The following is a 25,951-nucleotide window of genomic DNA, read 5'->3' on the forward strand; positions in this document are numbered from 1 at the left end:
GTCACCGGGTGAGGCGCGAAGGGACGGATCTGCGTGGGAGTGCCTGAGGCCCGGGATGTGGCCACCCGAGTCGCCGAGCGGCTCAGCGCGACACGAGGTACTCCGGTGACGGTCGATTCCGCCCGGCGACTACCCGCAGGTGCGAGCCGCGCGACCTACGCCGCGACCCTCGTCGACAGCGAGGGCAGACCCGAAGCGATCATCATCCGCGCCGTACCGGCGGCGCAGGACGACGGCGGACTCGGGGCGGAGGCGGAGGTCCTGCGGGCCGCCGCCGACGCCGGGGTTCCGGTGCCGGCGATCCTCGATGCCGGCCTCGGCGAGGACAGCGTTCTCGGGTTTCCCTACCTCACAATGAATTTCATCGGTGGCGAATCGATCCCGCGTCGGATACTCCGCGACGACACCTATGCTGCTGCGCGTGACCGGTTCGTCCAACAGTGCGGCGGGATTCTGGCGCGGGTGCATCAGATCGATGCCGCTGCGACGCCGGGTCTCGAAGAACTCGTCGATCCGGTCGATGCGTTGCGCGCACTGTTCCCGCGCGAGTTCGACGCGATGCCGGCCGGGCTCCTCCTCGCGACCCAGTGGCTCGTGGCCAATCCACCGCCGTCGTCTCCCGGTTCCGGTGTCGTCCACGGTGACTTCCGGCTCGGCAACCTCCTCGTCGACGCCGATGGCGTTGCCGCGGTGCTTGATTGGGAACTGGTCCACATCGGTGACCCGGTCGAGGACCTGGGTTGGCTGTGCGCCAAGGCCTGGCGGTTCGGTGGCTCCACCCCGGTGGCCGGGATGGGCGAGCGCGCTGGGCTGCTCGACGCCTACGCCGAGGTGGCCGGGTGGCGACCCGCCGAAGAGGCGTTGCGCTGGTGGGAGCTGTACGCCACGGTGAAGTGGGGCCTGATCTGCGCGTTCCAGGCCAACCGGCACCTCGACGGCATCGAACGGTCCGTCGAGCTCGCCGCGATCGGACGGCGAAGTGCCGAACAGGAATTCGACGCCCTGCTCGATCTCGGAATCGTGTCGCCCGAGGTGGTGCCGGACCCGTTGAGCGTCGAAACCTCCGGCCCCGACGAGGAGCCGCACGGCTCGCCGTCGTCGCTCGAGTTGCTCGAAGCGCTCGGTGGATTCCTCCGCTCCGATGCCGTGACGTCCGAGATGTCACCGCAGGTCAAGTTCCACACGCGGGTCGCCGGCAACGTCGTGGATGTCGTCCGACGCCAGGTCCTGCTCGGGCCCATCCACGCCGCGGAGAGCGCGCAACGATTGGCCGCCCTGGGCGTCACCGATCAGCGAGCACTGTGCGACGCCCTGCGATCCGGCGAACTCGACGGCACCGACGAGAAGGTGCGTGCCGCGGTCGCGGCCGACGTGCGGGCGCGGTTGGTGGTCGCCAATCCGAAGTACTTCGCGGTCCCGCACCCGTGACATGACCACACGACAGCCGATCACCAACGAGAAGGATTCACCGTGGATTTCGCACTGCCCGAGTCGCTGAGCGACTACCTGGATGAACTCGACGCCTTCATCGAGGCGGAGATCAAGCCTCTCGAGCAGGCCGACGACAACATCCGGTTCTTCGACCACCGGCGTGAGGACTCGCGCACGGACTGGGAACGCGGTGGGTTGCCGAACGCCGAGTGGGAAGCGCTGCTTGGCGAGGCACGGCGGCGGGCCGACGCCGCGGGACACTTCCGGTATCCGTTCCCCGAGGAGTTCGGCGGGCGCGACGGATCGAATCTCGCCATGGCGATCATCCGCGAGCATCTCGCGTCGAAAGGGCTGGGCCTGCACTGCGATCTGCAGAACGAACATGCCATCGTCGGCAACAATATCGGGCTCCTGCTGATGCTGGAGTACGGCACCCCCGAGCAGCAGGAGGAGTGGGTCGAGGGTCTGGCGGCCGGCACCAAGTTCTTCGCGTTCGGGATCACCGAACCGGAGCACGGCTCCGATGCGACGTACATGGAGACGACCGCTGTCCGCGACGGTGACGACTGGATCATCAACGGCGAGAAGACCTGGAACACCGGAATACACGCCGCCCACCGCGACATCGTCTTTGCCCGTACGAGTGGAGAACCCGGTGACGCACGCGGTATCACCGCGTTCCTCGTCGACCCGCAGGCGCCCGGCTTCCGCGTCGAGGAGTACCTCTGGACGTTCAACATGCCCACCGATCACGCCCACATCTCCCTGCGCGACGTGCGAGTCCCGAACTCGGCCGTGTTCGGGGCGGAGGGTGCCGGCCTGCAGGTGGTGCAGCACTTCTTCAACGAGAACCGGATTCGGCAGGCGGCGTCGAGTCTCGGTGCCGCGCAGTACTGCGTGAACCGGGCGGTCGAGTACGCCAACGAGAGGGCTCCGTTCGGTAAGAAGCTCTCGACCAACCAGGCGATCCAGTTCCCGCTCGTCGATCTGCACACTCGGTGTGCGATGGTGCGTGCGCTCATCCGGGAGACGGCCTGGAAGATGGACACCCACGGCAACTTCGCCGCCTCGGCCGAGGTCTCGATGTGCAACTACCAGGCCAACCGGCTGTGTTGCGACGCCGCCGACCAGGCGATGCAGGTGTTCGGCGGACGCGGGTACTCGCGGCATGAACCGTTCGAGCACATCTACCGTCACCACCGGCGCTATCGCATCACCGAGGGCGCCGACGAGATCCAGATGCGGCGCGTCGCCGGATACCTGTTCGGTTTCATGTCCGGCAAGGCTCCCAAGGGTGTGCGCACGTCCTGAGTAGGCTGGGCCGTATGCCAGATCATGTGCGAACCGTGTCGGACGAGGTGAGCCGGCCATGATCGCAGTCATCGTCATCGTCGTGACCGTGGTGGTTGCGCTGTTCATCCTCGGTGGGGCCGCGTGGTTCGCCTACGACTCCGACAAACGGGTGCGCCGGTTTGCCCGGTCCACCGATCTCATCCCCGGCCGGCCGGGCCGCGCACCGGAGAGCTGGACCACCGACAACACCCTAGAGGCGTTGCTGCACCGGCGTATCCGCTACGCGATCGCCGACGTGCACGCCAATCCCGCCATTCCGCACGACGATGAACTCGTGTCGGCGCGGGACCGGCTGGACGACGCGGTCTTCGAACTCGACGATCGCCTCATCGCGGCCGCCGACACCGGCGGCGACGCAGCCGTCGAGATCCTCGACAGTGCCGAATCGGCGGTCAAGGCCCTCGAAGAGCTACCGAAGAAGCTGTGGGAGGCGCCGAAGTCGGATCAACTCGCCGACCTGGATCGCGTGACGCGGGTCCTGTCGCGCGGCTGACGCTCAGATGACCACCGGACGCGGAGGCGGCTCCGGATCGGGCGGTCCTGGTTGGGGATCGGGCGGCGGCGTGGGCGTCGGGAAAGGCGGTTCCGGCGGAGGCTCGGGGATCGGCTCCGGCACCGGAACCGGGTCCGGAGGCGGCGGGGGCTGAGGTACCGGCTGATTCCCACGCGTGGGGTCCGTTACTGTCGGGTCCGATTCCGGGCGGTCCATGGGGACTCCTCTCGACGTACGCGTCCGGTGTCCTTGTTCCGACGCTACGCCCGCACCTGCGGTCCGGCCACCGGGCTGCTCAAGCCTCGGTGAGATCCAGCAGCTTTCGGACCGTACGCAGGTTGCGGCCGGTTCCCTGCACACCCAGACCCCGGGCGATCGCGGGCGCGGTGAGCTTCGATCGGCCCGCACCCTCGGCGTATCGGATGTGGAGATCGGAGCCGATCACCTGCCGGACATCGCCGCCGAACTCCTTCTCTTCGAACGCCGCCACCTTGTCGGCGTCCGGTCGGGCGACGAGAAAGTAGATGTAGGAGTATTTGTCGTCGACGATCTCGAACGGGTGCGCGTCGAGCGCGGCACTCACTTCGGCGGGGGTGCGGCTGATGACCTCGCGGAAGAAGCCGTAGCGCTCTTCGATCACGGCCTCGAGCGCACGGTCGAACTCGGTGGGATCACCTGGTGGTGAACAGAGGAGATTGCCCGACGCGATGTACGTCGAGACGTCCGTGGCCCCGAGTTCGGTTGCGATCTCCCGCAGTTCGGCCATCGGCAGCATGGCGCCGCCGACGTTGACCGCTCGGATGAGAACGATGCGCGTCGTCTCTGATTCACTCACCGGTCCATGATGGCAGGTCTCACAACTTGGACAGGTCGGTGCGCGCCAGCATCACGTTGTAGTCGTCCCAGCGGGACACCACGAAGTACAGATTCTTGCCGCTCGAGCGGGGGTGGATGTACGGCGTGTACAAACCGCTCGAGTGCGCGCTGGGGATCAGGACGCGCTCGCCGCTCCACGGGCCGACCGGGGTGGGGGACGTGCGCATCATGATCGTGCCGGCACGTTCGGTGAGCATCACGAACTTCTTCAGGTAAGCGTTGTAGGCCACCGACATCTCGCTGACCGGCAACCCGACGATCGGGGCGGCGTCGGCCGGATTCGGCGACCATCCATCACCGCCCCGGAAGTACTGGTAGCGGCTGAGATTCAGGATGTCGCCGGGCCGGAAGCGGGCCACGAACGCCGATCCGTGCCGACCGTTCGGCGTGCCGTACTGATAGATGTACTCCCCGCTGCGCAGAAACGCGCCCATCTGGAACCGGCTGTGACCGCGCGCGATCTGCGGAACGCCGGGTACGGTGAGGTCGAGGTTCACGCGGATCGTGTTGTTGTCGACGGTCCAGGTCTGACCGTTGTTGCGCGACACCGCGATCGCCGAGTAGTTGGTGCTCCAGCGTCCCGGTCCCAGCCACTTGTGGATCGACATGAAGCTCAGGAACTGGATGCCGTTGACCGAGATGCCGCCGGTCGGGATGCGTCCCACCTCGGTGTTGCGGACGCCGATCGCGTTGAACATCGGTTGTGAATAGGTGGGATGTGCGGGTGTCACCGAGGCGCCGGAACGGACGGCTCCGGGTATCGCGGTCGGGAAGCGGATGGCCTTGTCGAGATTCGAGTTCGCATCGCTGCGGAGCATCGTGTTGTGCCGCCAGACCATCTGACCGGCGCACCTGCCCCAGGTGTCGCCGAAAGCCATGAGGATCTGGCCGGAGCCGTTCTCCCACGGGACGCCGACATCGGTGGCCGTGATCCCGAAGCGGGTGTCCGTGCGTTCGGGGCTCCGTGGACCGGTGACCCAGGAGACGGCGGTCGTCGCGCCCTTGAGCTTCGGCAATGGTCCCTGCGGTTTCTTGCCGCCGGCGCGGTAGCTGCCGAAATCGGCACTGCCCCAGCCCAGGTCGCTGGATCCGGTGCTGCCCGTGCTGCCGACGTCGCCGCCGGTGATGCCGGTGACGTTGCAGACCGCCGCGCCGGCCGGTGGGGCCGCCGAGAGAAGGCCCGCGGCGAGTCCGATGGTGAGGCCGCCGATCACGAGAGTGCGGCGCGCAGGCGAGAGCGGGCGCAGGCGCACGCGGCTGCGTCGGGACATGCGGACCCCCTGTGACTACTGGTTGTTGCCAGTGTTGCAGAAGTAGCCGGTCCGACCGGTGGAGGTGGCCGAAGCTTGACCGGGATGTGACCCTTCGATTCGCCCTGCAGCCTTCCCGGCTGCTCAGGCGGCAGGTTCAGTGCCGGGTGGCGACCGCGAACGCGCGCCGGAACGGGAGGAGCGTGCCCCATTCGTGGCGCGGGTACGCCTCGGCGAGGCGGCGTTTGAGTTCGGTGACGAACTGTTCACGCAGGTCGGCGGGCAGGGCCTGGATGTAGGGCCGGATCCCGCCACCGGCGATCCAGTCGAAGACCGGATCGTCGCCGGCGAGGACGTGCAGGTAGGTGGTTTCCCAGGCGTTGACGCGGAAACCGTGATCGAAGAAGAACCTCAGGTAGTCCTCGGCGTCCAGGCGGGGGAAGGGGCGGACGTCGCTCAGCGACTCCGCGAACGGTTCGGTGGCGGCGAGCTCGGCCAGTACCGTGCGGAACGGGGCGTCGTGGCCGTTGGGCACCTGGATCGCGAAGGCGCCGCCGTCGGAGAGATGGCCCAGGAGGCGGTCGATGACGCCGAACTGATCGGGCACCCACTGGAACATCGCGTTGGAGATCATCAGATCGTACGGGCGGTGCGGTGCCCACTCGACCACGTCGGCGACGTCGAAGTTCGCGCGAGGATCGAAGTTGTCAGTGATGGCGCGGTCGACCATCGCGGCGGATTCGTCGATGCCGAGGATCTCGGCGGACGGCCACTGAGCGCGCAGATGTTTGGTCAGGTGCCCCGGACCGCAGCCCAGATCGACGATCGTCGTCGGGTTGGTGGGAATCTGCGCGATCAGGTCGAGGAAGGGCCTCGCCCGGTCGTCGGCGAATTGCAGATAGCGTGCTGGATCCCAGACAGCCATGTGTCCACCCTAGGGGTCGGCGGTGGTCGTGTCAGCAAGAAGACGGCTTCGGCGCAGCATGGTTCGGGATGTGAGCGGTCTGGGGAGCCGTCACGCCGCTGACGTAGGCTTCCCTGCGTGACAGATCCCGTGAACCCCGCTCTCGAGAACCCGACCGGCGCCGATGGCATGGCGGTCGTGGAGATCTCCACCGACGGCGCCTGCCTCGGGAACCCGGGCCCCGGCGGATGGGGTGCGGTGCTCCGGTACAAGGGCAGCGAGAAGCGGATCTCCGGGTCGGAACCCGACACCACGAACAACAAGATGGAGCTCACCGCGGCGATCGAGGGTCTCGCAGCGCTGACCAGGCCGTCGAAGGTGATCATCTACACCGACTCCACCTATGTGCGGAACGGCATCATGAAGTGGGTGGCCGGCTGGCAGGCCAACGGCTGGAAGACCAGGGACAAGAAGCCGGTGAAGAACGCCGACCTATGGCGCCGCCTCATCGAGGAGGAGGAGCGTCACGAGGTGGAGTGGCGCTGGGTGAAGGGCCACGCAGGGGACCACTTCAACGAGATCGCCGACGAACTCGCCACCACCGCGGCGCGGGCGGTCTCCCGATGACCGCGGGGGCAGGGCGCCTCCATTCCGGTGGCGATCGAACCGAACCACGACGAGCACCTCGTCGCCGCCGTCGAGCGCGGCGGCGGCAAGATCGTCGGTCTGGACGAGGCGCGGGTGCTGGTCTGGATCGGACTGCCCGACAACTTCCCCGAGCTGCCGGATGCCGTCGAATGGGTGGCGCTGGAGTCGGCGGGCATCGAGGACTTCTTCGACGCCGGGATCGTCGACGACCGTCGGGTCTGGACCAACGCCTCCGGCTTCTACGCCGAGAACGTCGCCGAGCATGCGCTGGCACTGCTCCTCGCCGGGCTGCGCCAGATCAACACCGCCGTCACCCGGCACTGGGACAAGGAACGGATCGACACATCGGTGCGGTCGCTGCGCGGCTCGACGGTTGCCATCGTCGGAGCGGGCGGCATCGGTGCATCCCTGGGGCCGCGGCTGAAGGCGTGCGGTGCGCGTGTGATCGCGGTGAACCGGTCGGGCCGCGACGTGCCGGGGGCCGATGAGGTACGACGCTCCACCGAACTCGACGCGGTGTGGGCCTCGACCGACCACGTGGTGCTGGCCGCACCGGCAACCGCGGAGACGCGGCACATGATCGACGCCGAAAGCCTTGCGGCACTTCCGAATCACGCATGGATCGTAAACATCGCACGGGGTCCGCTGGTCGACGAGGAGGCGTTGTACGACGCACTCGTCGCCGGCGAGATCGCCGGGGCGGCGCTCGACGTGACCGACCCGGAGCCGCCGGCGGCGGACCATCCGCTGTGGTCGTTGCCGAACGTCATCATCACGCCGCATGTCGCGAATCCCGCGTCGGGTCTGACGCGCGAATTCGCGCCGTGGCTGGCGAAGAATCTCCGCCGGTTCGCGGCGGGCGACGAGCTGATCTCCGTGGTCACCCCCGGCCGGGAGTACTGATCCGGGCGACTTTCTAGAACACGTTCTCGTTTTCTGGCGGTTCGTGGCAAGGTCGGGGAGTGATTCTCGACAGATTCCGAATCGATGACCACGTCGCCGTCGTCACCGGTGCCGGTCGCGGGCTGGGCGCGGCGATCGCCGTGGCCTTCGCGCAGGCGGGCGCTGACGTGGTGATCGCGGCACGTAGCGAATTCGACCTCGACCAGGTGGCGGGACAGATCGCCGACGCCGGGCGCCGGGCGCACGTCGTCCCGGTGGACCTCAGCAACGCCGACGCCACGGCCGCCCTCGCGCAGACCGCGGTCGACGAGTTCGGGCGCCTCGACACGGTCGTCAACAACGTGGGCGGTGCGATGCCGCGCCCGCTGCTCGACACGACTCCCAAACACCTGGTCGACGCCTTCGACTTCAATGTGGCCAATGCTCACGCTCTCGTCGTGGCCGGGGCGAAGCAGATGCTCGCGACGACGGGTCACGGCTCGATCATCAACATCACCTCGGCCGTCGGCCGGGTGCCGGGCCGTGCGTACGCGGCCTACGGCACCGCGAAAGCTGCTCTCGCGCATTACACGAGGATCGCCGCGATGGACCTCAACCCGAAGATCCGGGTGAACGGTATCGCGCCCGGCGCGATCCTCACGTCGTCCCTGGAGATCGTCGCCGGCAACGACGAGATGCGTACCGCCGTCGAGAACGCCACCCCGATGCACCGGCTCGGCGAACCCGAGGACATCGCCGCCGCCGCGCTCTACCTCGCCTCACCGGCGGGTGCCTACGTGACCGGCAAGATCCTCGAGGTCGACGGCGGGATCATCGCACCCAACCTGGACCTGCCGATCCCGGATCTGTAGTCGAGGTTTCGACGGGGCTCAACCAGCAGTGGTAGGGGCTCAACCAGCAGTGGTAGGGGCTCAACCGGCAGTGGTAGGGGCTCAACCGGCAGTGGTAGGGGCTCAACCGGCAGTGGTACGGGCTCAACAGCCGTCAGGGGCGGATGTTCCGGGCGGCCTGCTCGACGATGGTCGCGATCCGTCTGGACTTGGTCTCCGGCCTCTTCGCCAGTGCGATCTGGCCGAGACCCTGCTTGCGGGCGCTGAGCGGGAAGGCATTCCAGTTGGCGCGCGCCACCGGGTCGGCGTCGAGGGCGGCGGCGAGTTCAGGGGACTCGATCCCGGCCTCGGCGTCGTCGAAGATGGACCACAGGCCACGTGCCTTCGCGTCGTCGACGACCGCCTGGCCGGCCGGTTGCATGCGTCCGGACTCGACGAGGTCGGCGATCCGCGCCTTGTTCGACGCCGCCCACGGGCTGTTGCGGCCGCGCCGGGTGAACCACAAGCCGCGCCGGGCCTCGTCGAAGACGCGGCTGTGGCCGTCGATCCAGCCCCAGCAGAGCGCTTCCCGGACCGTCTCGTCGTAGTCGAGCGGCTCGCGTCCGGAACCCTTGCGCCAAAACACCAGCCATACACCTGACGAGGTCCGATGGTTGTCGCGCAACCACTCTCGCCAGTCATCGACGGTGTCGAGAACGAGCTGAGGCGCGCCCGGATCGGCCATGCGTTCACCCTAATCGCGGACGGTCGGTCTCGGTACAGTTGGGCTGTGACCGGCATTCTCGAGTTCGCGAGCAACAACTGGTGGCTGATCTTTCCCATCGGTGGAGTCGTCGGTGGCTGGGCCGGGTCGATCGCCAAGTACAACGAGAAGCGGCGCAAGGACAAGATCGAGCTCGCCCGGATCAAAGCGGCCGCACAGACCGAGCAGCTGAAGCTGACCACGACGTCCGCCGAGCAGCTGCGCAAGACGCTGAAACAGCACGATGCGCTCAACGAGAAGTGGTTCGCCTACGAAGTCGACCTGGCCACGCTGATCGAGTACCCCCTGATGACCGACATGCGGGAACCGCTCACCCTCGCCTTTCATCGTGCGCGAGTCCACGCGGACGACCTGCGTCCGGACGCTCCACGTCCCGGTGACACCGAGTCGACGATCGCACCGGCCGACTTCGCCGACTACCGGGAGGCGGTCGGCGACTACGCCGCGGCCTTCGACGCCGCCGAACGCGAGGCACGCCGCCGCAAGCAGGCCGGTTTCTCGCCGATCGAACGGGAAGCCCTCGACCGCGCCCGCAAGCTCATCAGCGTCGCCTCCGACTCGGGTGCCACCGCTGCGGAACGCCAGGCCGCCTACAAGAAGGCGCGCGCCGAGCTCGACGGACTCATCGACGTCCCGCCGCCGGCGGCCGAACGGCTCGAGCGCCAGATCGCCGGTGCGCTCGAGCGGGGTCGTGGGGACTGAGGTTCCCGTTCTGTGTGCATGAAAGCGGGAAGTCGCGGGACATCGTGGCGGACATTCGGTCCGGGACGGTTCAGTTCCTGAGCAATCGCGAATGTCGTCGGGCTCAAGGCTTTCGGGTCTTGGTGAGTCCGATGAGTGCGGCGCATTGCAGTTCAATGGGTGACAGGTCGGCGAGTGACATACCCCGGTCGTCGGGCGATTCGGGTCGGTGGTCGATGACTTCGCGCATGTGTAGGCGTGGGTGATCGCCGGACGCCTCGTCGGGTCCGTAGATCTCGGTACGCACGTGTTGTAGGTGTTCGGCGAATCGTCCGGGTATATCAGGTGCCCGGTTGATGCGTTCGGGGTTGGGTGGAGCACCGGGTTCGGCATTCAGCTGCCAGGTGCAGCGGCCTTCGTCGGGTCCTTCGCGGACCATGCGGGTGGTGTAGTCACCGGGCTTGTCGCTGACCATTCGGTTGTGTTTCGGGCACGCCGGGGCGAGGTCGACGATGTCGGTCAGCCCGCCCAGGCCCCAGTCGAGTTGGGCGTGATGCATTTCCACATACGCCGCGGACAGGTCGCAGCCGGGTGTGGAGCAGACGTGACCGTCGGGGCGGGCGAAGGAGACCAGGCGTTGTTCGCGGGTGGCTAGACGTTTCCCGCGCCCGAAGTACAACGGGATCGCGGTGGCGTCTTTGAACACCGTCAGCCAGGGTTGGGCGTCGGCGGCCATCGTGATCAGGTCGGGGATGGGGATGAGGGTGCCGGTGGCGGTGGTGGCGAACCCGGCTTCACGTATCAGATCGGTCAGATCGGCCTTGACGATCATCTGCACAGGCAGCCCACGGTGACTCTTGCCGAGCATGCCGTCCTCGAACACCGCTGTCAGCAGCGCGTTGAACGCATCGTGGTTCAACTGCGCGGGGCTGCGGTCATCGCGCTCGGCCGCGGCGGCCACCTGGTCGGGGTCGGCGTTCTCGATCGAGCCGTGGGGTGAATCGGGATCGGTGGGGTTGTTCATGCCGGGTTTGGCCCACACCGCGAGGAACATGCTGATGCGCGCGAGGAGTTCGGGGGTGAGGGTGGCGGTGAGTTGGGCGGTGCCGTCGGCGCGTTGGCGGTTGACCCACAGTTGGCGGCGTCGCTGGCGATCCGAATCGTCGGTCAGGATGCCGTCGGGATCGAGTTGCGCCAGAAGCCGTGCGCCGAGCGCGGTGATGTCGGCGGGGGTGTGGTCGACAGCGATCTCGGCCATCTGGCGTTCGGCGGCGACCTGCATATCGTGTGGGGTGGCGTGGGGGATCTGGTCGAGGACCTCCATCACCGCGTGCACGTGCGCGGACCCGACGCGGCCGTCGGCGAAGGCCTTGGCCAGGGTGGGGTGGGCGGGTTCGAGGGGTTCGCCGGTGGTGAGGTCGGGAAAGGTTGCAGTGGCCCGAGTTTGTTTGAGTCGTTTGCCCGGGTAGGCGATGCGCAAGCGGTGGGTCATGAACTGGATGACACTGCGATGACCGGTCTTACGTGGCAGATCACGTTCGGTGGCTTCGACGACCTGACGGTCACCGGCGAAACTCAGTCGCGCGATCGCGCGTTCGGTCTCGGCGGCGACATCGACCAGCTCGGCATCCGGACACTGTGCCAGGCTCGCCGTCTGCAGTTGATCGATGAGGGTGTGGATCTGACCGATCAACGCGGCGGGGTTGGACGGTGGCGGTGTGGTGGTGCCATCGTGCAGTGCGTGATCGGCCATGGTCACCCCCCCGGAGACATTGACTCGAATGTGTGTTCGATAACTCGACAGTACCCGCAGTTCGACTACCTCGCAACGACTTTCGGTACTTGGCTTCGTCGCGTGACTTGTCGGTGGGGTCTGGTAGAGGGCGGTGGGCGGGGGCTTCGACGCGGTGCCTCGCTGCGCTCGGTACCGGCTCAGCCGGCGGGGTGGATGCCGGGGGCTTCGCTCGGTACCGGCTCAGCCGGCGGGGTGGATGCCGGGGGCTTCGCTCGGTACCGGCTCAGCCGGCGGGGCGGGGTGGATGCCGGGGCTTCGACGCGGTGCCTCGCTGCGCTCGGTACCGGCTCAGCCGGCGGGGGCTGTCGACTCAGCCCGCCTCGAGCGCACCGGTGAACTGGCTCTCGTAGAGACGGCAGTACGCACCGCGGGCGGCGAGGAGTTCCTCGTGGTTGCCCTGCTCGACGATGTGGCCGTTCTCCATCACCACGATCACGTCGGCGTCGCGCACCGTCGAGAGTCGGTGTGCGATCACGAAACTCGTGCGATCGGTACGCAGGTTGGCCATCGCCTTCTGGATGAGCAGCTCGGTGCGGGTGTCGACGGAACTGGTCGCCTCGTCGAGGATGAGGATCGTGGGCTTGGCGAGGAACGCCCGGGCGATCGTGATGAGCTGCCGCTCACCGGCGCTCACGCCGCCCCCCTCGTCGTCGAGGACGGTCTCGTAACCGTCGGGAAGGGTGCGGACGAAGTGGTCGACGTGGCTCATCCGCGCGGCCTCGAGCACCTCCTCGCGGGACGCAGCCGGGTCGCCGTAGGCGATGTTGTCGTAGATGGTCCCGCCGAACAGCCAGGAGTCCTGCAAGACCATCCCGGTCCGCTCACGCAGGTCGTCGCGGGTCATCTCGGCCGAGTCCCCGCCGTCGACGCGGATGGTTCCGGAGTCGACGTCGTAGAACCGCATGATCAGGTTGACCAGCGTGGTCTTGCCCGCGCCGGTCGGCCCGACGATGGCCACCATGTGCCCGGGCCGGGCCGTCAGGGTGAGGTTCTCGATGAGCGGCTTGTCCTCGACATAGCGGAACGAGACGTCGTCGAACTCGATGAGACCGTTGTCGACCTCGGGGGACTTCGGGTTCGCCGCGTCCGGGGTCTGCTCCTCGGCGTCGAGGATGTCGAAGATCCGTTCGGCCGAGGCCACGCCGCTCTGCATCAGGTTGATCATCGACCCGATCTGGGTCAGCGGCTGCGTGAACTGACGCGAGTACTGGATGAATGCCTGCACCTCGCCGAGGCTCAGGGAACCCGACGCCACCCGCAGACCACCGACGACGGCGACAGCCACGTAGTTGAGGTTCCCGAGGAACATGATGGTCGGCATGATGACGCCGGAGATGAACTGCGCGCGCCAACTCGACTCGTACAGCTTCTCGTTGCGCTCGTCGAAGGTCGCCTCGATCTCGCGCTGACGCCCGAATGCAGTCACCAGCTCGTGACCGGTGAAGGCCTCCTCGACCTGGGCGTTCAGTGCCCCGGTCGATGCCCACTGCGCGGAGAAGTGCGGCTTGGAACGCTTCGCGATGACGGCGGTGGCGAGGACCGCCAGCGGGACCGTCGCCACCGCGATCAGCGCGAGCAACGGCGAGATCCAGATCATCATCACCAGCAGTGCGATCACCGTCAGCGCCGAGTTCACGAACTGGGCGATGGTCTGCTGCAGGCTCTGCGAGAGGTTGTCGAGGTCGTTGGTGACCCGGCTGAGCAGCTCACCCCGCGGCATCGTGTCGTAATAGCGCAGGGGCAGACGGTGGACCTTCTCCTCGACCTGGGCACGGAGCTCCCGGATGGTCTCCACGACGACGATGTTCAGCAGATAGGCGGCCAGCCAGCCCAGTCCCGACGCCACGACGTACATCACGAACGTGATGAAGAGGACTCGGCCGACGTCGCCGAAATCGACTCCGACGCCGGGTGTCACGTCCATCGACGACACCATGTCGGCGAACGTGTCGTCACCGCTTGCACGCAGGCCCGCGACCGCCTGGTCCTTCGTCTGGCCCGCGGGCAGCATCCGGCCGATGACCCCGTTGAAGACGAGGTCGGTGGCGTGCCCGAGAACGCGCGGGGCGATGGCCAGCAGGACGACCGAACCCACGATCGAGGAGAGCGTGACCGTCATCAGGCCCCGGTACGAACCGAGTTGGGCGACAACTCGTCTGATCGACGGCCAGAACGAGCGCGGCTTGGACTCGGGGCTGCCGGCCGCCGGTGGCCCACCTGGGCGGGTCATGCGCGCTCCTCCATGGCCATCTGCGATTCGGCGATCTCGGCGTAGGTGGGACACGAGGCCAGCAGGTCGTCATGTGTGCCGATGCCCACGATGCGTCCGCGGTCGAGGACGACGATCTGCTCGGCGTCGACGATGGTCGAGACGCGTTGGGCGACGACGATCACCGAAGCGTCCCGGGTGGCCGGGCGCAGGGCCGCGCGCAGTCTGGCGTCAGTGGTGAGGTCGAGGGCCGAGAACGAGTCGTCGAACAGATAGATGGCGGGACGCCGGACGAGAGCTCGGGCGATCGCCAGCCGCTGCCGCTGCCCGCCGGAGACCGTGGTGCCGCCCTGCGACACCTTCGTGTCGAGGCCGTCGGGCATCGCCGAGACGAACTCGTCGGCCTGCGCGATGCGCAGCGCCTCCCAGATCTCGTCGTCGGTCGCGTCGGCCTTGCCGTGCAGGATGTTGGAACGGATGGTTCCGGAGAACAGGTACGGCCGTTGCGGTACGAGACCGACCACCGCCCTCAGCTCGTCGGGATCAAGACGTTTGACGTCGGTGCCGCCGACCCTGACCTCCCCGGCGGTCGCGTCGATGAGTCGAGGGACGAGTCCCAGGAGCGTCGTCTTGCCCGAACCGGTCGACCCGACGATGGCGGTCGTGGTCCCGGGCGTCACGCCGAAGCTGATGCCGCTCAGCACCGGATCATCGGCGCCGGGGTAGCGGAACTCGGCGTCGTCGAACCGCACGGTGCCCGGATGGCCGGCGAAACCGACCGGATCGGTCGTCGGATGCACCGAGGTCTCGGTGTCGAGGACCTCGGAGATGCGCTCGGCGCAGACCGCGGCGCGCGGCGCCATCATGGCCAGGAACGACGCCATCATCACCGACATCAGGATCTGCATGACGTAGGTCATCAGCGCGGTGAGCGCGCCGATCTCGACGGTGCCGTCGGAGACGGCGTGCCCGCCGAACCAGATGACCGCGACGATCGTGACATTGGTGATCACCATGACCAGCGGGAACATCAGGGCCATCAGCTTGCCGACCCGCAGGGTGGCGTCGGCGAGGCGGTCGTTGGCGACGGCGAAGCGCTGCCGCTCGTGGTCCTCCCGCACGAAGGCGCGCACGACGCGGATGCCGGTGATCTGTTCGCGCAGAACCCGGTTCACCGCGTCGATGCGCTCCTGCATCGAGCGGAAACCGGGGATCATGCGGGCGATGACGAGCCCCATCGACAGGCCGAGGACCGGCACGGCCACCGCGATGACCCACCACAGTGCGGGGGCCTCGCGGATGCCCATGATGATCCCGCCGACGCACATGATCGGCGCCATCACGAGGATCGCGCTGCTCATGACGATCAGCATCTGTACCTGCTGGACGTCGTTGGTGGTGCGCGTGATCAACGACGGTGCGCCGAAGGTGCCGACCTCGCGGGCGGAGAACGAGTTCACCCGGTGCAGCAGGTCGCCGCGGATGTCGCGGCCCGCGCCGAGGGCGGCCCGGGCGCCGAAGAACTGCGCGATGACCGTGGCGACCACCTGCACGATGCTCACCAGGAGCATCCAGCCACCGATCCGCAGGATGTAGCCGGTGTCGCCGGTCGCCACACCGTTGTCGATGATGTCGGCGTTGAGACTCGGCAGGTACAGCATCGCCGCGGTCGCCAGTAGCTGCAGCGACACCACCATGACGATGTTGGTGCGGTACGGCTGCAGGTACGTGCGGATGAGGCGGGTCAGCATCCCGGCGCCGGGAGCGGAGCGAGCGGGCCGAGGTCATGGCCCGGCGCCGGGAGCGTAGCCCGCGGGGCGAGCGGGGCGGAGGTCACTGCGATCACCTGCGTCAGACTAGTTGCCCCGGCTAAGTGAGGTGCGTCGGTCTCCGTCGATCAACCGCCGAACAGCGCGACGGCCGCCTCCCCGGTGTGGGTGAGGTAGGTGAACGACTCCTGGAAGTAGAGGTTCACGACGTCGGCGTCGTGGGAGTCGTAGCCGATCGAGACGTCCTGCCCGATCGTCAGCTCGAAGTCGCCACCACGGGTGCTCATGACGAACGCGCCACGGATGGCGGGCGCCCACACGATGTCGCCGGTGACCAGCCGCTTGATGTGGTCGCGGATCGGGTAGCCGTGGTTGGACGTCTCGTTGACCTGCGTGTACACCTCCGCCGACATGGCGACCGAGTACGGCCCGTCGACCGAGGCGAGTCGCAACGTGGTCAGTGCCTGGCTGACGGCCTCGGGGTAGTCGCGGACGTCCTCGGGCAGCTGGATCGGGGTCGCCGTGGCCTCGGAGCGGATACCGGCGATCGAGGCAGCCGCGTAGCCCTCGAAGATCGCCCGGTCCTCGGCGAGCGCGAGCTGGCGCGCGGCCTCGACGACCGGATCCCAGTCGGAGTCCTGGGCGCCGCGGTCCACATCGTCGATGGCCTCACGGGAGACGGTGAACGGCACCTTCAACTCGACCAGCGACTGTGTGCGCCGGATGAACGCCTGGATGCCGTCGGCCGGCGAGTCGATCTTGCTGCGATGGCCCAGGGTGACCGCCGCGGTGTCCTGACCCATCGGCCCCTTCACGTCGACGAGTCGACGGCCCGCGATGTTCCGCTTGAACGACCGGGTCGCCTCCTCCTCGATCTCCGCCCAGGCTGCCTCGGAGATGGGCGCGAGTTCGCGGTGCAGGTTGTTCATGGTGGCCTCCTGATGCGGTGGTGTCGGGCGGTGGGTCTGTCTGCAGGGACTGGTTCCCGGGGGGACTAGCGTAGGGAGCCGATCCCCAGGGAACCGTCGCCGCGGCGGGGCGGGACCTGGGCGGCGGGTTCGGATGTCTGGGGTGCGGGCGGCAGATCCTCGAGGAAGTCGATGGTCGGGGTGAAGAACTGCGCACCGGTGATGGCGGTGGTGAAGTCGAGAAGGCGGTCGTAGGTCCCCGGCGGATCGCCGATGAACATCTTGCGCAGCATCTCCTCGGTGACGTCGGGTCCGGCGGAGTAGGCGATGTAGAAGGTGCCGTTCTCGCCGGCCCCGGAGACGTCGCCGTAGGGCATGTTGTCGCGGACGACGTCGATCTCCTCGCCGTTCTCGTCCTCGACCTTGTTGAGCGCGATGTGGGAGTTCGCCGGCTTCACGTCGTCGGACATCTCCACGTTGTCGAGCTTGGTCCGCCCGATCGCGGCTTCCTGTTCACCCGTGCTCAGCCCGTTCCACGACGAGAGGTCATGGACATAGCGCTGGATCGCGACGTAACTGCCGCCGGCGAAGTCGGGGTCCTCGTGGCCGACGGTGATCGCCTCGACCGCGGCCTGCCCGACCGGATTCTCGGTGCCGTCGACGAAACCGATGAGGTCGCGTAGGTCGAAATAGCGGAAGCCGTGGACCTCGTCGACGACGGTCACCGCATCGCCGAGTGCGTCGGTGATCAGGCGGCCGAGTTCGAAGCACAGGTCCATCTGGTCGGACTTGATGTGCACCAGCAGATCGGCCGGGGTGGCCGGAGCTGTGTGGACGTCGCCCTCATAGGGCACGAACGGACGCAGCGCACGGGGACGGGGGCCGTCGAACAACCGGTCCCACGCGTCCGAACCGATCGAGACGATGCCGGCCAGCGCCGCCTCCGGGGCACGCGAGGACACCGCGTTGTTCAGTCCCGGGATCTCCGCCAGCACATCGCGGACCGTGTCCTCACCACCGTCGTCGATGGTGAGGACGAGAAAGATCGCCGACTTGGTCTTTCGCGTCAGGATCGTCTGCGGCACCGGCACGCCCATTACCCTAGCCCACGCATGTCCGAAACGGGATCGCGGATGGGGTCGCGAAAAAGTAGGGCAGGCAGCCCTTTTCGTTGACGTGCCACCACCCGGTCGAGGGCCGGGGTCAGCTGCGCGCGACGGCCCGTCCGGCCGCTCGTCCGGAGAAGATGCAGCCGCCCAGGAAGGTGCCCTCGAGAGCGTTGTAACCGTGCACACCGCCGCCCCCGAAGCCGGCGACCTCGCCGGCGGCGAACAGACCGTCGAACGCGCTGCCGTCGGGTCGCAGCACCTGGGAGTCGAGGTTCGTCTCGAGGCCGCCGAGGGTCTTCCGGGTGAGGATGTTGAGCCGCACCGCGATCAACGGACCGTGTGCGGGATCGAGGATGCGGTGGGGCTTGGCCACACGAACCATCTTGTCGCCGATGAACTGTCGCGCGTTGTTGATCGCCATCAGCTGGGCGTCCTTGGAGAACTTGTTGTCCACCTCGGCGTCGCGGGCGGAGATGACGCGTTCGATGTGGGCGAGATCGAGTTCGGGGCCGCGGGCGATCGCGTTCATGCCGCTGACCAATTCGGGCAGGTTGTCGGCGACCACGAAGTCGATACCGTTGCGCAGGAAGGCATCCACCGGACCGGCGGCGCCCTTGGCGAGGCGGCTCCTGGCGGCGAGCCGGAGATCCTTGGACGTGATGTCTGGGTTCTGCTCCGAACCCGACAGCATGAACTCCTTCTCGACGATGGACTGGGTGAGGATGAACCACGAGTAGTCGTGACCGGCGGCGAGGATCGCCTTCATCGTCGAGTTCGTGTCGAAGCCCGGGAAGTTCGGCGGCGCGAGGCGGTTGCCGTTGGCGTCGAGCCACAACGACGACGGGCCCGGGATGATCCGGATGGCGTGGTCCGGCCAGATCGGGTCCCAGTTGTGGATGCCCTCGGTGTAGTGCCACATGCGGTCCCGGTTGACGATGCTCGCGCCGGCGTCCTCGCTGATCCCCAGCATGCGTCCGTCGACGTGGGCCGGGACGCCGGAGATCATCGTCTTCGGTGCCGGTCCGAGACGGTCGACCGGCCAGTTCTTGCGGATGAGGTCGTGGTTGTGGCCGATCCCGCCGGAGGTCACGATGACCGCGCCGGCGCGGACCTCGAACTCGCCCGTCACATCGCGGTTCGACGCCTTGCCGCGCCCGAGGTCGGTCGGTGCGAGGGTCGCGCCCCGCACGCCAACGGCGACACCGTCTTCGACGATGAGTTCGTCGACGCGATGGCGGAACCGGAACTCGACCAGCCCGCGCTTCTCGGCCTCGACGACCGGTTCGGCGAAGATCCGCACGACCTCCGGCCCGGTGCCCCAGGTCAGGTGGAAGCGTGGCACGGAATTCCCGTGCCCGTCGGCGAAACCGCCCCCGCGTTCGGCCCAGCCGACGATCGGGGTGATGCGCAGCCCGAGATCGTGCAGATACTGCCGCTTCTCGGTGGCCGCGAAGTCGACGTACGCCCGGGCCCACTGCCGCGGCCAGTAGTCCTCGTCGTCACGGTCGAATCCGGCTGACCCCATCCAGTCCTGCAGGGCGAGGTCCGCGGAGTCGGAGATGCCGAGTCGGCGCTGCTCGGGGGTGTCGACCATGAAGAGTCCGCCCAGCGACCAGAATGCCTGTCCCCCAAGATTGTTGCGGTTCTCCTGATCGACGACGACCACCCGCCGGCCGGCCTTGGTGAGCTCGTATGTCGCGACCAGACCCGCCAGACCCGCACCGACGACCACCGCGTCGGCCACCTGCTCAGTCACGACAACTCCTCACCTCGTTCGATGTGCCGCTCGTCCCCACGAGAACTCGCGATCTCGAGAAGACATTAGCGCCGCGTCACACGGTGATGTCGGCGTACCGGTGGAACCACGGCGCGGCATCTTCGAGCGATGCGGCGAGGGCGAGGAGATCGCCGTCGGCGCCCAGCTTGCCGACGAACTGCACCCCGAGCGGCAGGCCGGTGTCGGTCCAGTGCAGGGGAACGCTGATCGCCGGACGCCCGGTCAGGTTCGCCAGCTGGGTGTAGGGAACCCAGTCGAGGTTCTCCTCGATGAGCTGGTCGACGATTCCCATCCGCGACATCACCCGGCCGACGCGGGCGCGAGCCGCGAGACGCGCTGCCCGCTGGAGGAGGGGTGGGGTCGTCATGGACCCGATCCTCGGTGGCGGTACGGCGAGGGTCGGGGTCAGCAGCAGGTCGTAATTCTGGTGGAAGCGTTCGAGCGCGAGGACGTGGTCGTTGACGTGATCGAGTGCCCGGAAGAGCGGCACGACCCCGGCCGCACGGCCGATCTCGGCGAGGGCGAGAGTGTCCGCCTCGAACTCGGAGTCACCGGCGCCGGACAGGCGTCGCGCCTCGTCGACCTGGGCCGCCGCCTTCGCGAACCAGATCTCGAGGAAGTCGCGGGCCAGTTCCGCGTCGTCGTGCGGCGGGTCCACCTCCTCGACGTGGTGCCCGAGTCCGGTGAGCACGCGTGTGGCGTGCTCGACGGCGGCGACCGCCTCGGGGTGTGGTGCGGGGTTGATCGCCGAACGGGTGGTGAACCCGATCCGCAGCAGTCGCGGCGGCGTGGCGATGCGGGTGGTGAAGGACTCGGTGTGGAGGGGAGCGGGATAGGTCGACGACGAGGTGGGGCCGATGATCGCGTCGTAGAGGGCGGCCGCGTCGCGCACGGTCCGGGTCACGACGCCCTCGACTCCCATCCCGAAGAGCGGTTCACCGGTGGCGGGGCCGAACGGCATCAGACCGCGCGAGGCCTTCAGGCCGACCAGGCCGTTGCACGCCGCCGGGATGCGGATGGATCCGCCGCCGTCGTTGGCCCCGGCCGCGGGCACGATGCCGGCGGCGACGGCGGCCGCGCTGCCACCGGACGAGCCGCCGGGGGTCACGTCGGGGTTCCACGGATTGCGCGCCGGGCCCCAGAGGACGGATTCGGTCTGTGCCTTGGCACCGAACTCCGGGGTGTTGGTCTTACCGAAGATGACCAGCCCGGCGTCGAGGAAGCGTTGGACGACCGTCGCGTGTTCGGTGGCCACGTGCCGGGCGAGTGACCGGGAGCCGCGCGTCGTCGGGTAGCCGCGGTAGTCCTGGGCGAGGTCCTTGATCAGGAACGGGACGCCGGCGAACGGTCCGTCGAGCTCGGTGTGCACCCGGCGGTCGGCCTCGGCTTCCATCGGGATGACGATGGCGTTCAGGTGGGGGTTCACCGTGGCGGCACGTGTCCGTGCCAGATCGAGGAGTTCGACTGCCGTGACCTCGCCCGAGGCGACGAGTCCGGCGAGTGCGGTGGCGTCGGCGCCGAGGTATTCACCCATGTCCACCGCCCTGACCCTAGTGATCGAGGCGTCGAATCGCGGGTGGTTGATCGACATGGCCGGCCCCGAAGCTCGTGGCAGATCTCTGTATCCGTTAACCACCCAAACGAATAACGGTGCGGTCGCGGCAATTTCATCCGTTCAGAGGGCAAAATCGGGCAAGGGTGCCGCGTATGGGCCATATGGGCTGCTCAGATCGCGGCAGATGTGAGATGTGCCACTGCCATCCGGGGTCACGAAGCACGTTCCAGCCTTTGCCGCGACGTTATCGTGCCGTTACACTTCACGACGACGGGTACCGCGCCGGACGGGGATCAATACAATCCCCCTCGTACCACTTCCGCAGTACCCGGTAGGCAAGACCCAGACAGCGGCCGACTCCGGCCGAGATCCAAAGGAAAACTGACGAATGCTGACTCGCGCCCGTAAGCGCCTCGTCGCCGGACTCGTGGCTCTCGTGGCCGTGTCAGGTGCCACGCTGGTCGCAGCTCCGCCGGCGTCCGCAGCCAATGGCTGCAACGTCGAGTACGTCCGCTCGAACGCCATGAACCGGACCGTGCCGGTGTGCATCGTCTCGGCGGGTGGCGGCGGACCGAAGCCGACGCTCTACCTCCTCGACGGACTCCGCGCCCCCAACAACAACAGCGGCTGGCTGATCAACACCGATGTCGCCCGCTACATGGCCGGTAAGGGCACCAACGTCGCCATCCCGTTCGGCGGCGGCGGCAGCTTCTACACCGACTGGCAGTCGGCCGACCCCAAGCTGGGCGTCAACAAGTGGGAGACCTTCCTGACCCGCGAATTGCCGGGCTACATGGCCGCAAACCATGGCAGCGACAACCGTCGCAACGGCATCGCCGGCCTGTCGATGTCGGGCACCTCGGCGCTCAACCTCGCGTCGCGTCACCCGAACTTCTACAAGGCGGTCGCGTCCTACAGCGGCTACCCGACGGTCACCATGCCGGGCTTCACCCAGGGCATCCAGGCCTCCGTCATCGAGATGGGCGGCAACCCCACCAACATGTGGGGCTTCTACCCGGCGGGTAGCTGGTTCCAGAACGATCCGTTCCTGAGCGCGGGCAACCTGGCCGGCAAGTACGTCTACGTGTCGTCCGGCAGCGGCGTCGGCAGCAAGTACGACTCGTCGGTCAACCCGACCAGCGGCAACTTCGACCCGGTCAAGTTCGCGCAGATGATCCCGCTCGAGGTCGCCGCCTCGACCAGCAGCCAGCTGTACGTCGGCCGCGTGGCGCTCGTCCCCGGCGTCAAGCTCACCACCCGGATCACCCCGGACGGTGCGCACTGGTGGGACTACTGGTCGAGCACCTTCAAGGAGTCGTGGGCCAAGACCTTCCGCCCGGCGTTCTTCTGAGCCGAGTGAACGGTCTCGCAACTCCATAGGGACAACAACGGCACGGGCCGGTGACCTTCGGGGTCACCGGCCCGTGTTGTGTGTGTGGCCCTGCCTGGCTACGGGAGCGGGGTGGCGCGGTCCTCGCATCTGAGGGGCGGGGTGGCGAGCCCTCGCACCTGAGGGGCGGGGTGGCGAGCCCTCGCACCTGAGGGGGTGGCGCGGTCCTCGCACATCAAGTGGGCAGAGGAGCCTCGCGCCTCTGAGGGCCAGATTCAGCAGTTCGTGTCGCCGGCCGACACGTAGTGCTGCACCTGCCACAGACAAAACACCGCGGGCGCATCCGGTGGGTACCGGATGCGCCCGCGGGGGTCGCCGTGCAGCTGGGCCCTACTCGGGCGGCGGCTGCTTGCGGAAGGTGCGCGTCGACGAATCGTCGGCCGGGGGCTCGCCACCGTCGACCTTCGGGATCTGCTCGGTCGGCCGCTCCCACGGGTTACCCGCTGACGGTGCGGCACCGGCCGGAGGGACATCCCGCTTGATCAGTCGGGTGTCGCGGTCGTCCGCGGCGGGCGGGGCGCCGACCGGACCGGCGGTGGCCACGACGGCGTCGTCGCGACGTCCGCGGAGGAACAGCAGGACCGCGGCGGCCAGCAGGATGGCGCCGATGACGCCGAGGATGATCGGCACCCAGGTGCCGCCGACCTTCAGCTGGTTCAGGTAGCCGCTGGCCTTGTCGGCCTGGTTGGCGACGGTCTGGTCGGCCCACTTGAACGTGCCCTTGAGCGCGTCCATCCGGAATTCACGAACCGGCGCCGGAGTGGCCTCGCTCTGGTCGGGCGACTTGAAGTACTGGTGCTGGTCCTCGCGACCGTCGACGATGGTGCCGGTCTCGGGTTCGACCCACACGTGGCGGGTCGCCGCCGCGTAGCGGTGCATGGTGACCGGATCGTTCGGGCGGACGCCGCGGCCGGTGATGCCCCACCACCTGGCGGGCATGGTCAGCATGGTGCCGAGAGCGGCCTCACCCTGGGCGTTCGGCAGCGACGACAGATCGGTCTCGGGGACGTCGCACGCGAAGTGATACGTCTTGACCCCGTCGATCTCCTCCTCGCCCTGGAACTTGGCCGCGCAGTCCTGGCGGGTGTTCAGGTCGTAGTACGCGTAGTCGCGCTTCTGGACGTCGAAGCCGAACTTGTACTGGAAGCCGGTGCGGTTGTCGAGGGTGACCGACACGTCGTTGACGTTGCCGCCCGGCGGGACGGCCTCGAGCTGCAGCGAGCTCACGGCGCCGTTGGGAACCGAGGTCTTCCGGTTCACCGACACGCGGTCGATGGACGCGGTGAGCAAGCCGTCCTTGCAGGTGCGGGTCTCACCGGCAGCGGCGACGCTCGGCTCGGTCTCCTGACCGTCGGCGTCCCGGAGCCGGTCGATCAGAACGGTCTGCGCGGACTGCAGGCTCGCCTGGCGGCTGTCCGACGGTTCGGTGATGATCGAGCGGCGTTGCTGGGTGAGGTGCGCCTCGAGTGTGCGGGCACGGTCCTCGGACACCGAGCAACGGTCGAAGATGACGGCCGGGAACCGGTCGCCCGTCGAACCGTCGGCCGCCACCGTCGTCGCGTCGGAGGTGATGTCCAGGTCCAGCGGCACCACCTTCAGTTGCGGCACCAGGTAAAGCGGGATGGCGATGGCCGCCGCGATGAACGCGGCGCCAAAGAATGCCAGCAGTGCCGGCACGAAACGTCTCATGTGTGACTCCTGTGAATCAGCAGCTAATCGCTCTCACCCTAGCGGTCGATTCGCGCTCCGTACGCGTCAGTAGGCCCGACATGCCGCGATTTACCACCGTGCATCAGCTCATTCGTTCACGGTCGGCCCGGCGATCGCGCTCGGCCTCCTTCAGGATGCCGGCCATGTAGCCGTAGATCTCCTTGTCCGACATGGCCTTCCATCGTGGCGCCAACAGCTTCATGTACTTCTCGACGTACAGCAGCTGTTTGCCGACGAGAACCAGTTCGCGCGGCAGCCGGGCGTCGTGGGCCTTGGCCACGGCGGCGAGTTGTCGGCCCAGGTCGGTGTAGGACATCGAACCGAGATCGGTCGTCGACAGCGGGGTCGTCACCTTCTTGATGTCCTCGGCGCCCTTGACGGTCGACCCCGGCTTGTGGACGGCGCCCAGCAGGAAGATCGCGCGGCCAGCGGATTCGTAGTCTGCCCGGACCACCAGATCGACGACGAGTTGGCGAAGGATCCGGCGCGTGCGCGGGGTGAACCGGCCGACGATGCCGAAGTCGAGCAACACGATCTTCCCGGTTTCGTCGACGAGGACGTTGCCGGCGTGCAGATCGCCGTGGAAGAGGCCGCCGTGGAATGCCGAGTCGAGGAGCGACAGCAACAGGTTCCGGCACAGCGCGACGCCGTCGTGACCGGCCGCCCGAACCGCGGCGGCGTCGTCGATCCGGACCGCGTGGATGCGCTCCATGGTCAGGACGCGCGGCGTCGTGAACTCGTCGTACACGTGCGGGACGCGGACACGATCCCCGAAGGGGCCCGGTTGCAGGCACTCGAACCATTCCCGCATGGTGTCCGCCTCGATCCGGAAATCCAGTTCGGCATCGAGGCCGGCCGCGAAATCCTCGACGACGTGGCGCGCGCTGAGCATCCGGCCGTACTCGGAGACCTCGACGAGACCGGCGAGACGTTCGAGGATCGCGACGTCCGGGGCGAGCCGGTCGGCAATCCCGGGTCGCTGGATCTTGACGACCACTTCTTCGCCGCTGTGCAGGGTCGCGGTGTGGACCTGCGCGATCGACGCCGAGGCGATCGGCACCGGATCGAACTGCGCGAAGACCTCTTCGGGCGGGCGGCCGAGTTCGGCGACGAACTGTGCACGCATCTCGTCGGGGTCGGCCGGTTTCACGCGATCGAGCAGCGTCTCGAACTCCGAGGAGAGGGCGTCGGAGAAGACGCCGGGACTCGAGGCGATCAGCTGCCCGAGCTTCACGTAGGTCGGACCCAGATGCTCGAAGGTGGCCCGCAGTTCATGCGCCGCGCGCGCAGCAGTGGGCGCGCGACCGCGAATCGCGTCGCCTGCCGTGTGGAGGACTAACCGTCCGAGGCCCGCAGCCGCGTGGGCGGTGGTTGCCCCGAATCGCGTGACCTCGGCGATGGGCGACACCGGATGCAACTGCGTGCGCCGGCCGTCGTCGACCGAGCTGTTGATCGTCACCGTCGGCCATTGTAACGATCTTTGAAGTCCGATCCAGTGTCCGTACGTGCTGCGTCGGCTCCCGACGTGCCGTTCTGGCGATGACGCACGCGCGACGGCAGACTTGTCACGTGCCGACCCATGCGCACCTGCGCATCG

21 protein-coding genes are annotated in these 25,951 nt (G+C 67.7%); 8 read left to right on the forward strand and 13 right to left on the reverse strand.

The window, feature by feature from the left end:
- Positions 1–33: 33 nt before the first annotated feature.
- The 3 genes from GOAMI_RS10925 to GOAMI_RS10935 are packed head-to-tail and all read left to right on the forward strand — an operon-like array spanning position 34 to position 3,277.
- Positions 34–1,428 (forward strand): phosphotransferase family protein, encoded by a 1,395-nt coding sequence (locus tag GOAMI_RS10925; protein ID WP_006436558.1) that lies wholly within the window; start codon positions 34–36, stop codon positions 1,426–1,428.
- A 42-nt stretch (positions 1,429–1,470) separates the two neighbouring features.
- On the forward strand, positions 1,471–2,742 hold the full coding sequence (locus GOAMI_RS10930; protein ID WP_006436559.1) for an acyl-CoA dehydrogenase family protein: 1,272 nt from the start codon (positions 1,471–1,473) through the stop codon (positions 2,740–2,742).
- Positions 2,743–2,800: 58 nt separating this feature from the next.
- The gene (locus GOAMI_RS10935; protein WP_006436560.1) at positions 2,801–3,277 is read left to right on the forward strand and encodes a hypothetical protein; all 477 of its coding nucleotides are present in this window, start codon (positions 2,801–2,803) and stop codon (positions 3,275–3,277) included.
- A gap of 295 nt (positions 3,278–3,572) precedes the next feature.
- On the opposite strand, the gene GOAMI_RS10940 is transcribed toward GOAMI_RS10935, so the two are convergent.
- From GOAMI_RS10940 to GOAMI_RS10950, 3 genes are all read right to left on the reverse strand, one after another.
- Entirely contained in the window at positions 3,573–4,112 is a 540-nt protein-coding gene (locus GOAMI_RS10940; protein WP_006436562.1) for a DUF1697 domain-containing protein, read from the reverse strand.
- 19 nt (positions 4,113–4,131) lie between these two features.
- Entirely contained in the window at positions 4,132–5,424 is a 1,293-nt protein-coding gene (locus tag GOAMI_RS10945; protein ID WP_006436563.1) for a glycoside hydrolase family 183 protein, read from the reverse strand.
- A gap of 136 nt (positions 5,425–5,560) precedes the next feature.
- The gene (locus GOAMI_RS10950; protein ID WP_006436564.1) at positions 5,561–6,328 is read right to left on the reverse strand and encodes a methyltransferase domain-containing protein; all 768 of its coding nucleotides are present in this window, start codon (positions 6,326–6,328) and stop codon (positions 5,561–5,563) included.
- 168 nt (positions 6,329–6,496) lie between these two features.
- Here GOAMI_RS10950 and rnhA point away from each other — a divergent pair, with 168 nt between their 5' ends.
- From rnhA to GOAMI_RS10965, 3 genes are read left to right on the forward strand one after another with little or no spacing between them, the layout of a single operon-like run.
- Positions 6,497–6,934, forward strand: a complete 438-nt coding sequence (gene rnhA / locus GOAMI_RS10955; RefSeq protein ID WP_085950454.1) for a ribonuclease HI — start codon at positions 6,497–6,499, stop codon at positions 6,932–6,934.
- Positions 6,935–6,961: 27 nt separating this feature from the next.
- The gene (locus GOAMI_RS10960; protein ID WP_006436566.1) at positions 6,962–7,858 is read left to right on the forward strand and encodes a D-isomer specific 2-hydroxyacid dehydrogenase family protein; all 897 of its coding nucleotides are present in this window, start codon (positions 6,962–6,964) and stop codon (positions 7,856–7,858) included.
- 59 nt (positions 7,859–7,917) lie between these two features.
- On the forward strand, positions 7,918–8,709 hold the full coding sequence (locus GOAMI_RS10965; protein WP_006436567.1) for an SDR family oxidoreductase: 792 nt from the start codon (positions 7,918–7,920) through the stop codon (positions 8,707–8,709).
- A gap of 133 nt (positions 8,710–8,842) precedes the next feature.
- Here GOAMI_RS10965 and GOAMI_RS10970 read toward each other — a convergent pair whose 3' ends face one another.
- Positions 8,843–9,412, reverse strand: coding sequence for a YdeI/OmpD-associated family protein (locus GOAMI_RS10970; protein ID WP_006436568.1), 570 nt, complete (start codon positions 9,410–9,412; stop codon positions 8,843–8,845).
- Between the two features lie 45 nt (positions 9,413–9,457).
- Here GOAMI_RS10970 and GOAMI_RS10975 point away from each other — a divergent pair, with 45 nt between their 5' ends.
- A complete protein-coding gene (locus GOAMI_RS10975) occupies positions 9,458–10,153 on the forward strand; it encodes a hypothetical protein (RefSeq protein WP_006436569.1) in 696 nt (231 codons plus the stop codon).
- A gap of 103 nt (positions 10,154–10,256) precedes the next feature.
- Here GOAMI_RS10975 and GOAMI_RS10980 read toward each other — a convergent pair whose 3' ends face one another.
- The 7 genes from GOAMI_RS10980 to GOAMI_RS11010 form a co-directional block, all read right to left on the reverse strand.
- Complete coding sequence (locus GOAMI_RS10980; RefSeq protein WP_006436570.1) at positions 10,257–11,885, reverse strand: HNH endonuclease signature motif containing protein; 1,629 nt, start codon at positions 11,883–11,885, stop codon at positions 10,257–10,259.
- A gap of 352 nt (positions 11,886–12,237) precedes the next feature.
- Positions 12,238–14,157 carry an ABC transporter ATP-binding protein gene (locus GOAMI_RS10985; protein WP_006436571.1) on the reverse strand — a complete coding sequence of 640 codons (1,920 nt, stop codon included), beginning with the start codon at positions 14,155–14,157 and terminating at the stop codon, positions 12,238–12,240.
- Positions 14,154–15,887, reverse strand: coding sequence for an ABC transporter ATP-binding protein (locus GOAMI_RS10990; protein ID WP_006436572.1), 1,734 nt, complete (start codon positions 15,885–15,887; stop codon positions 14,154–14,156). The genes GOAMI_RS10985 and GOAMI_RS10990 overlap by 4 nt, the downstream gene beginning before the upstream one ends.
- 146 nt (positions 15,888–16,033) lie before the next feature.
- A complete protein-coding gene (locus tag GOAMI_RS10995) occupies positions 16,034–16,834 on the reverse strand; it encodes a family 1 encapsulin nanocompartment shell protein (RefSeq protein ID WP_006436573.1) in 801 nt (266 codons plus the stop codon).
- A 65-nt stretch (positions 16,835–16,899) separates the two neighbouring features.
- A complete protein-coding gene (locus GOAMI_RS11000; protein ID WP_040004776.1) occupies positions 16,900–17,904 on the reverse strand; it encodes a Dyp-type peroxidase in 1,005 nt (334 codons plus the stop codon).
- Positions 17,905–18,016: 112 nt separating this feature from the next.
- The gene (locus GOAMI_RS11005; protein WP_006436575.1) at positions 18,017–19,678 is read right to left on the reverse strand and encodes an FAD-binding dehydrogenase; all 1,662 of its coding nucleotides are present in this window, start codon (positions 19,676–19,678) and stop codon (positions 18,017–18,019) included.
- A 76-nt stretch (positions 19,679–19,754) separates the two neighbouring features.
- Positions 19,755–21,233, reverse strand: coding sequence for an amidase (locus tag GOAMI_RS11010; protein WP_006436576.1), 1,479 nt, complete (start codon positions 21,231–21,233; stop codon positions 19,755–19,757).
- A 409-nt stretch (positions 21,234–21,642) separates the two neighbouring features.
- Between GOAMI_RS11010 and GOAMI_RS11015 the strand changes: the two genes are divergently transcribed.
- Positions 21,643–22,605, forward strand: coding sequence for an alpha/beta hydrolase (locus GOAMI_RS11015; protein ID WP_006436577.1), 963 nt, complete (start codon positions 21,643–21,645; stop codon positions 22,603–22,605).
- A 369-nt stretch (positions 22,606–22,974) separates the two neighbouring features.
- Here the strand turns inward: GOAMI_RS11015 and pgfA are convergent, their stop codons facing one another.
- Positions 22,975–24,333: a cell envelope lipid trafficking protein PgfA gene (gene pgfA / locus GOAMI_RS11020; RefSeq protein ID WP_040004767.1), complete on the reverse strand. Its 1,359-nt coding sequence runs from the start codon at positions 24,331–24,333 to the stop codon at positions 22,975–22,977.
- A 103-nt stretch (positions 24,334–24,436) separates the two neighbouring features.
- Positions 24,437–25,813 (reverse strand): ABC1 kinase family protein, encoded by a 1,377-nt coding sequence (locus tag GOAMI_RS11025; RefSeq protein WP_006436579.1) that lies wholly within the window; start codon positions 25,811–25,813, stop codon positions 24,437–24,439.
- Positions 25,814–25,951 lie beyond the last annotated feature (138 nt).

This window comes from Gordonia amicalis NBRC 100051 = JCM 11271, from assembly GCF_000332995.1.
GTDB classification, from domain to species: Bacteria; Actinomycetota; Actinomycetes; order Mycobacteriales; family Mycobacteriaceae; genus Gordonia; species Gordonia amicalis.

Excerpts from the sequence above, each read along its gene's own strand:
- GOAMI_RS10935 (WP_006436560.1), top strand. The coding sequence starts at position 2,801 with ATGATCGCAGTCATCGTCATCGTCGTGACCGTGGTGGTTGCGCTGTTC.
- GOAMI_RS10945 (WP_006436563.1), bottom strand. The coding sequence starts at position 5,424 with ATGTCCCGACGCAGCCGCGTGCGCCTGCGCCCGCTCTCGCCTGCGCGC.
- GOAMI_RS10950 (WP_006436564.1), bottom strand. The coding sequence starts at position 6,328 with ATGGCTGTCTGGGATCCAGCACGCTATCTGCAATTCGCCGACGACCGG.
- rnhA (WP_085950454.1), top strand. The coding sequence starts at position 6,497 with ATGGCGGTCGTGGAGATCTCCACCGACGGCGCCTGCCTCGGGAACCCG.
- GOAMI_RS10970 (WP_006436568.1), bottom strand. The coding sequence starts at position 9,412 with ATGGCCGATCCGGGCGCGCCTCAGCTCGTTCTCGACACCGTCGATGAC.
- GOAMI_RS10980 (WP_006436570.1), bottom strand. The coding sequence starts at position 11,885 with ATGGCCGATCACGCACTGCACGATGGCACCACCACACCGCCACCGTCC.
- GOAMI_RS10985 (WP_006436571.1), bottom strand. The coding sequence starts at position 14,157 with ATGACCCGCCCAGGTGGGCCACCGGCGGCCGGCAGCCCCGAGTCCAAG.
- GOAMI_RS10990 (WP_006436572.1), bottom strand. The coding sequence starts at position 15,887 with ATGCTGACCCGCCTCATCCGCACGTACCTGCAGCCGTACCGCACCAAC.
- GOAMI_RS10995 (WP_006436573.1), bottom strand. The coding sequence starts at position 16,834 with ATGAACAACCTGCACCGCGAACTCGCGCCCATCTCCGAGGCAGCCTGG.
- GOAMI_RS11010 (WP_006436576.1), bottom strand. The coding sequence starts at position 21,233 with ATGGGTGAATACCTCGGCGCCGACGCCACCGCACTCGCCGGACTCGTC.
- GOAMI_RS11015 (WP_006436577.1), top strand. The coding sequence starts at position 21,643 with ATGCTGACTCGCGCCCGTAAGCGCCTCGTCGCCGGACTCGTGGCTCTC.
- pgfA (WP_040004767.1), bottom strand. The coding sequence starts at position 24,333 with ATGAGACGTTTCGTGCCGGCACTGCTGGCATTCTTTGGCGCCGCGTTC.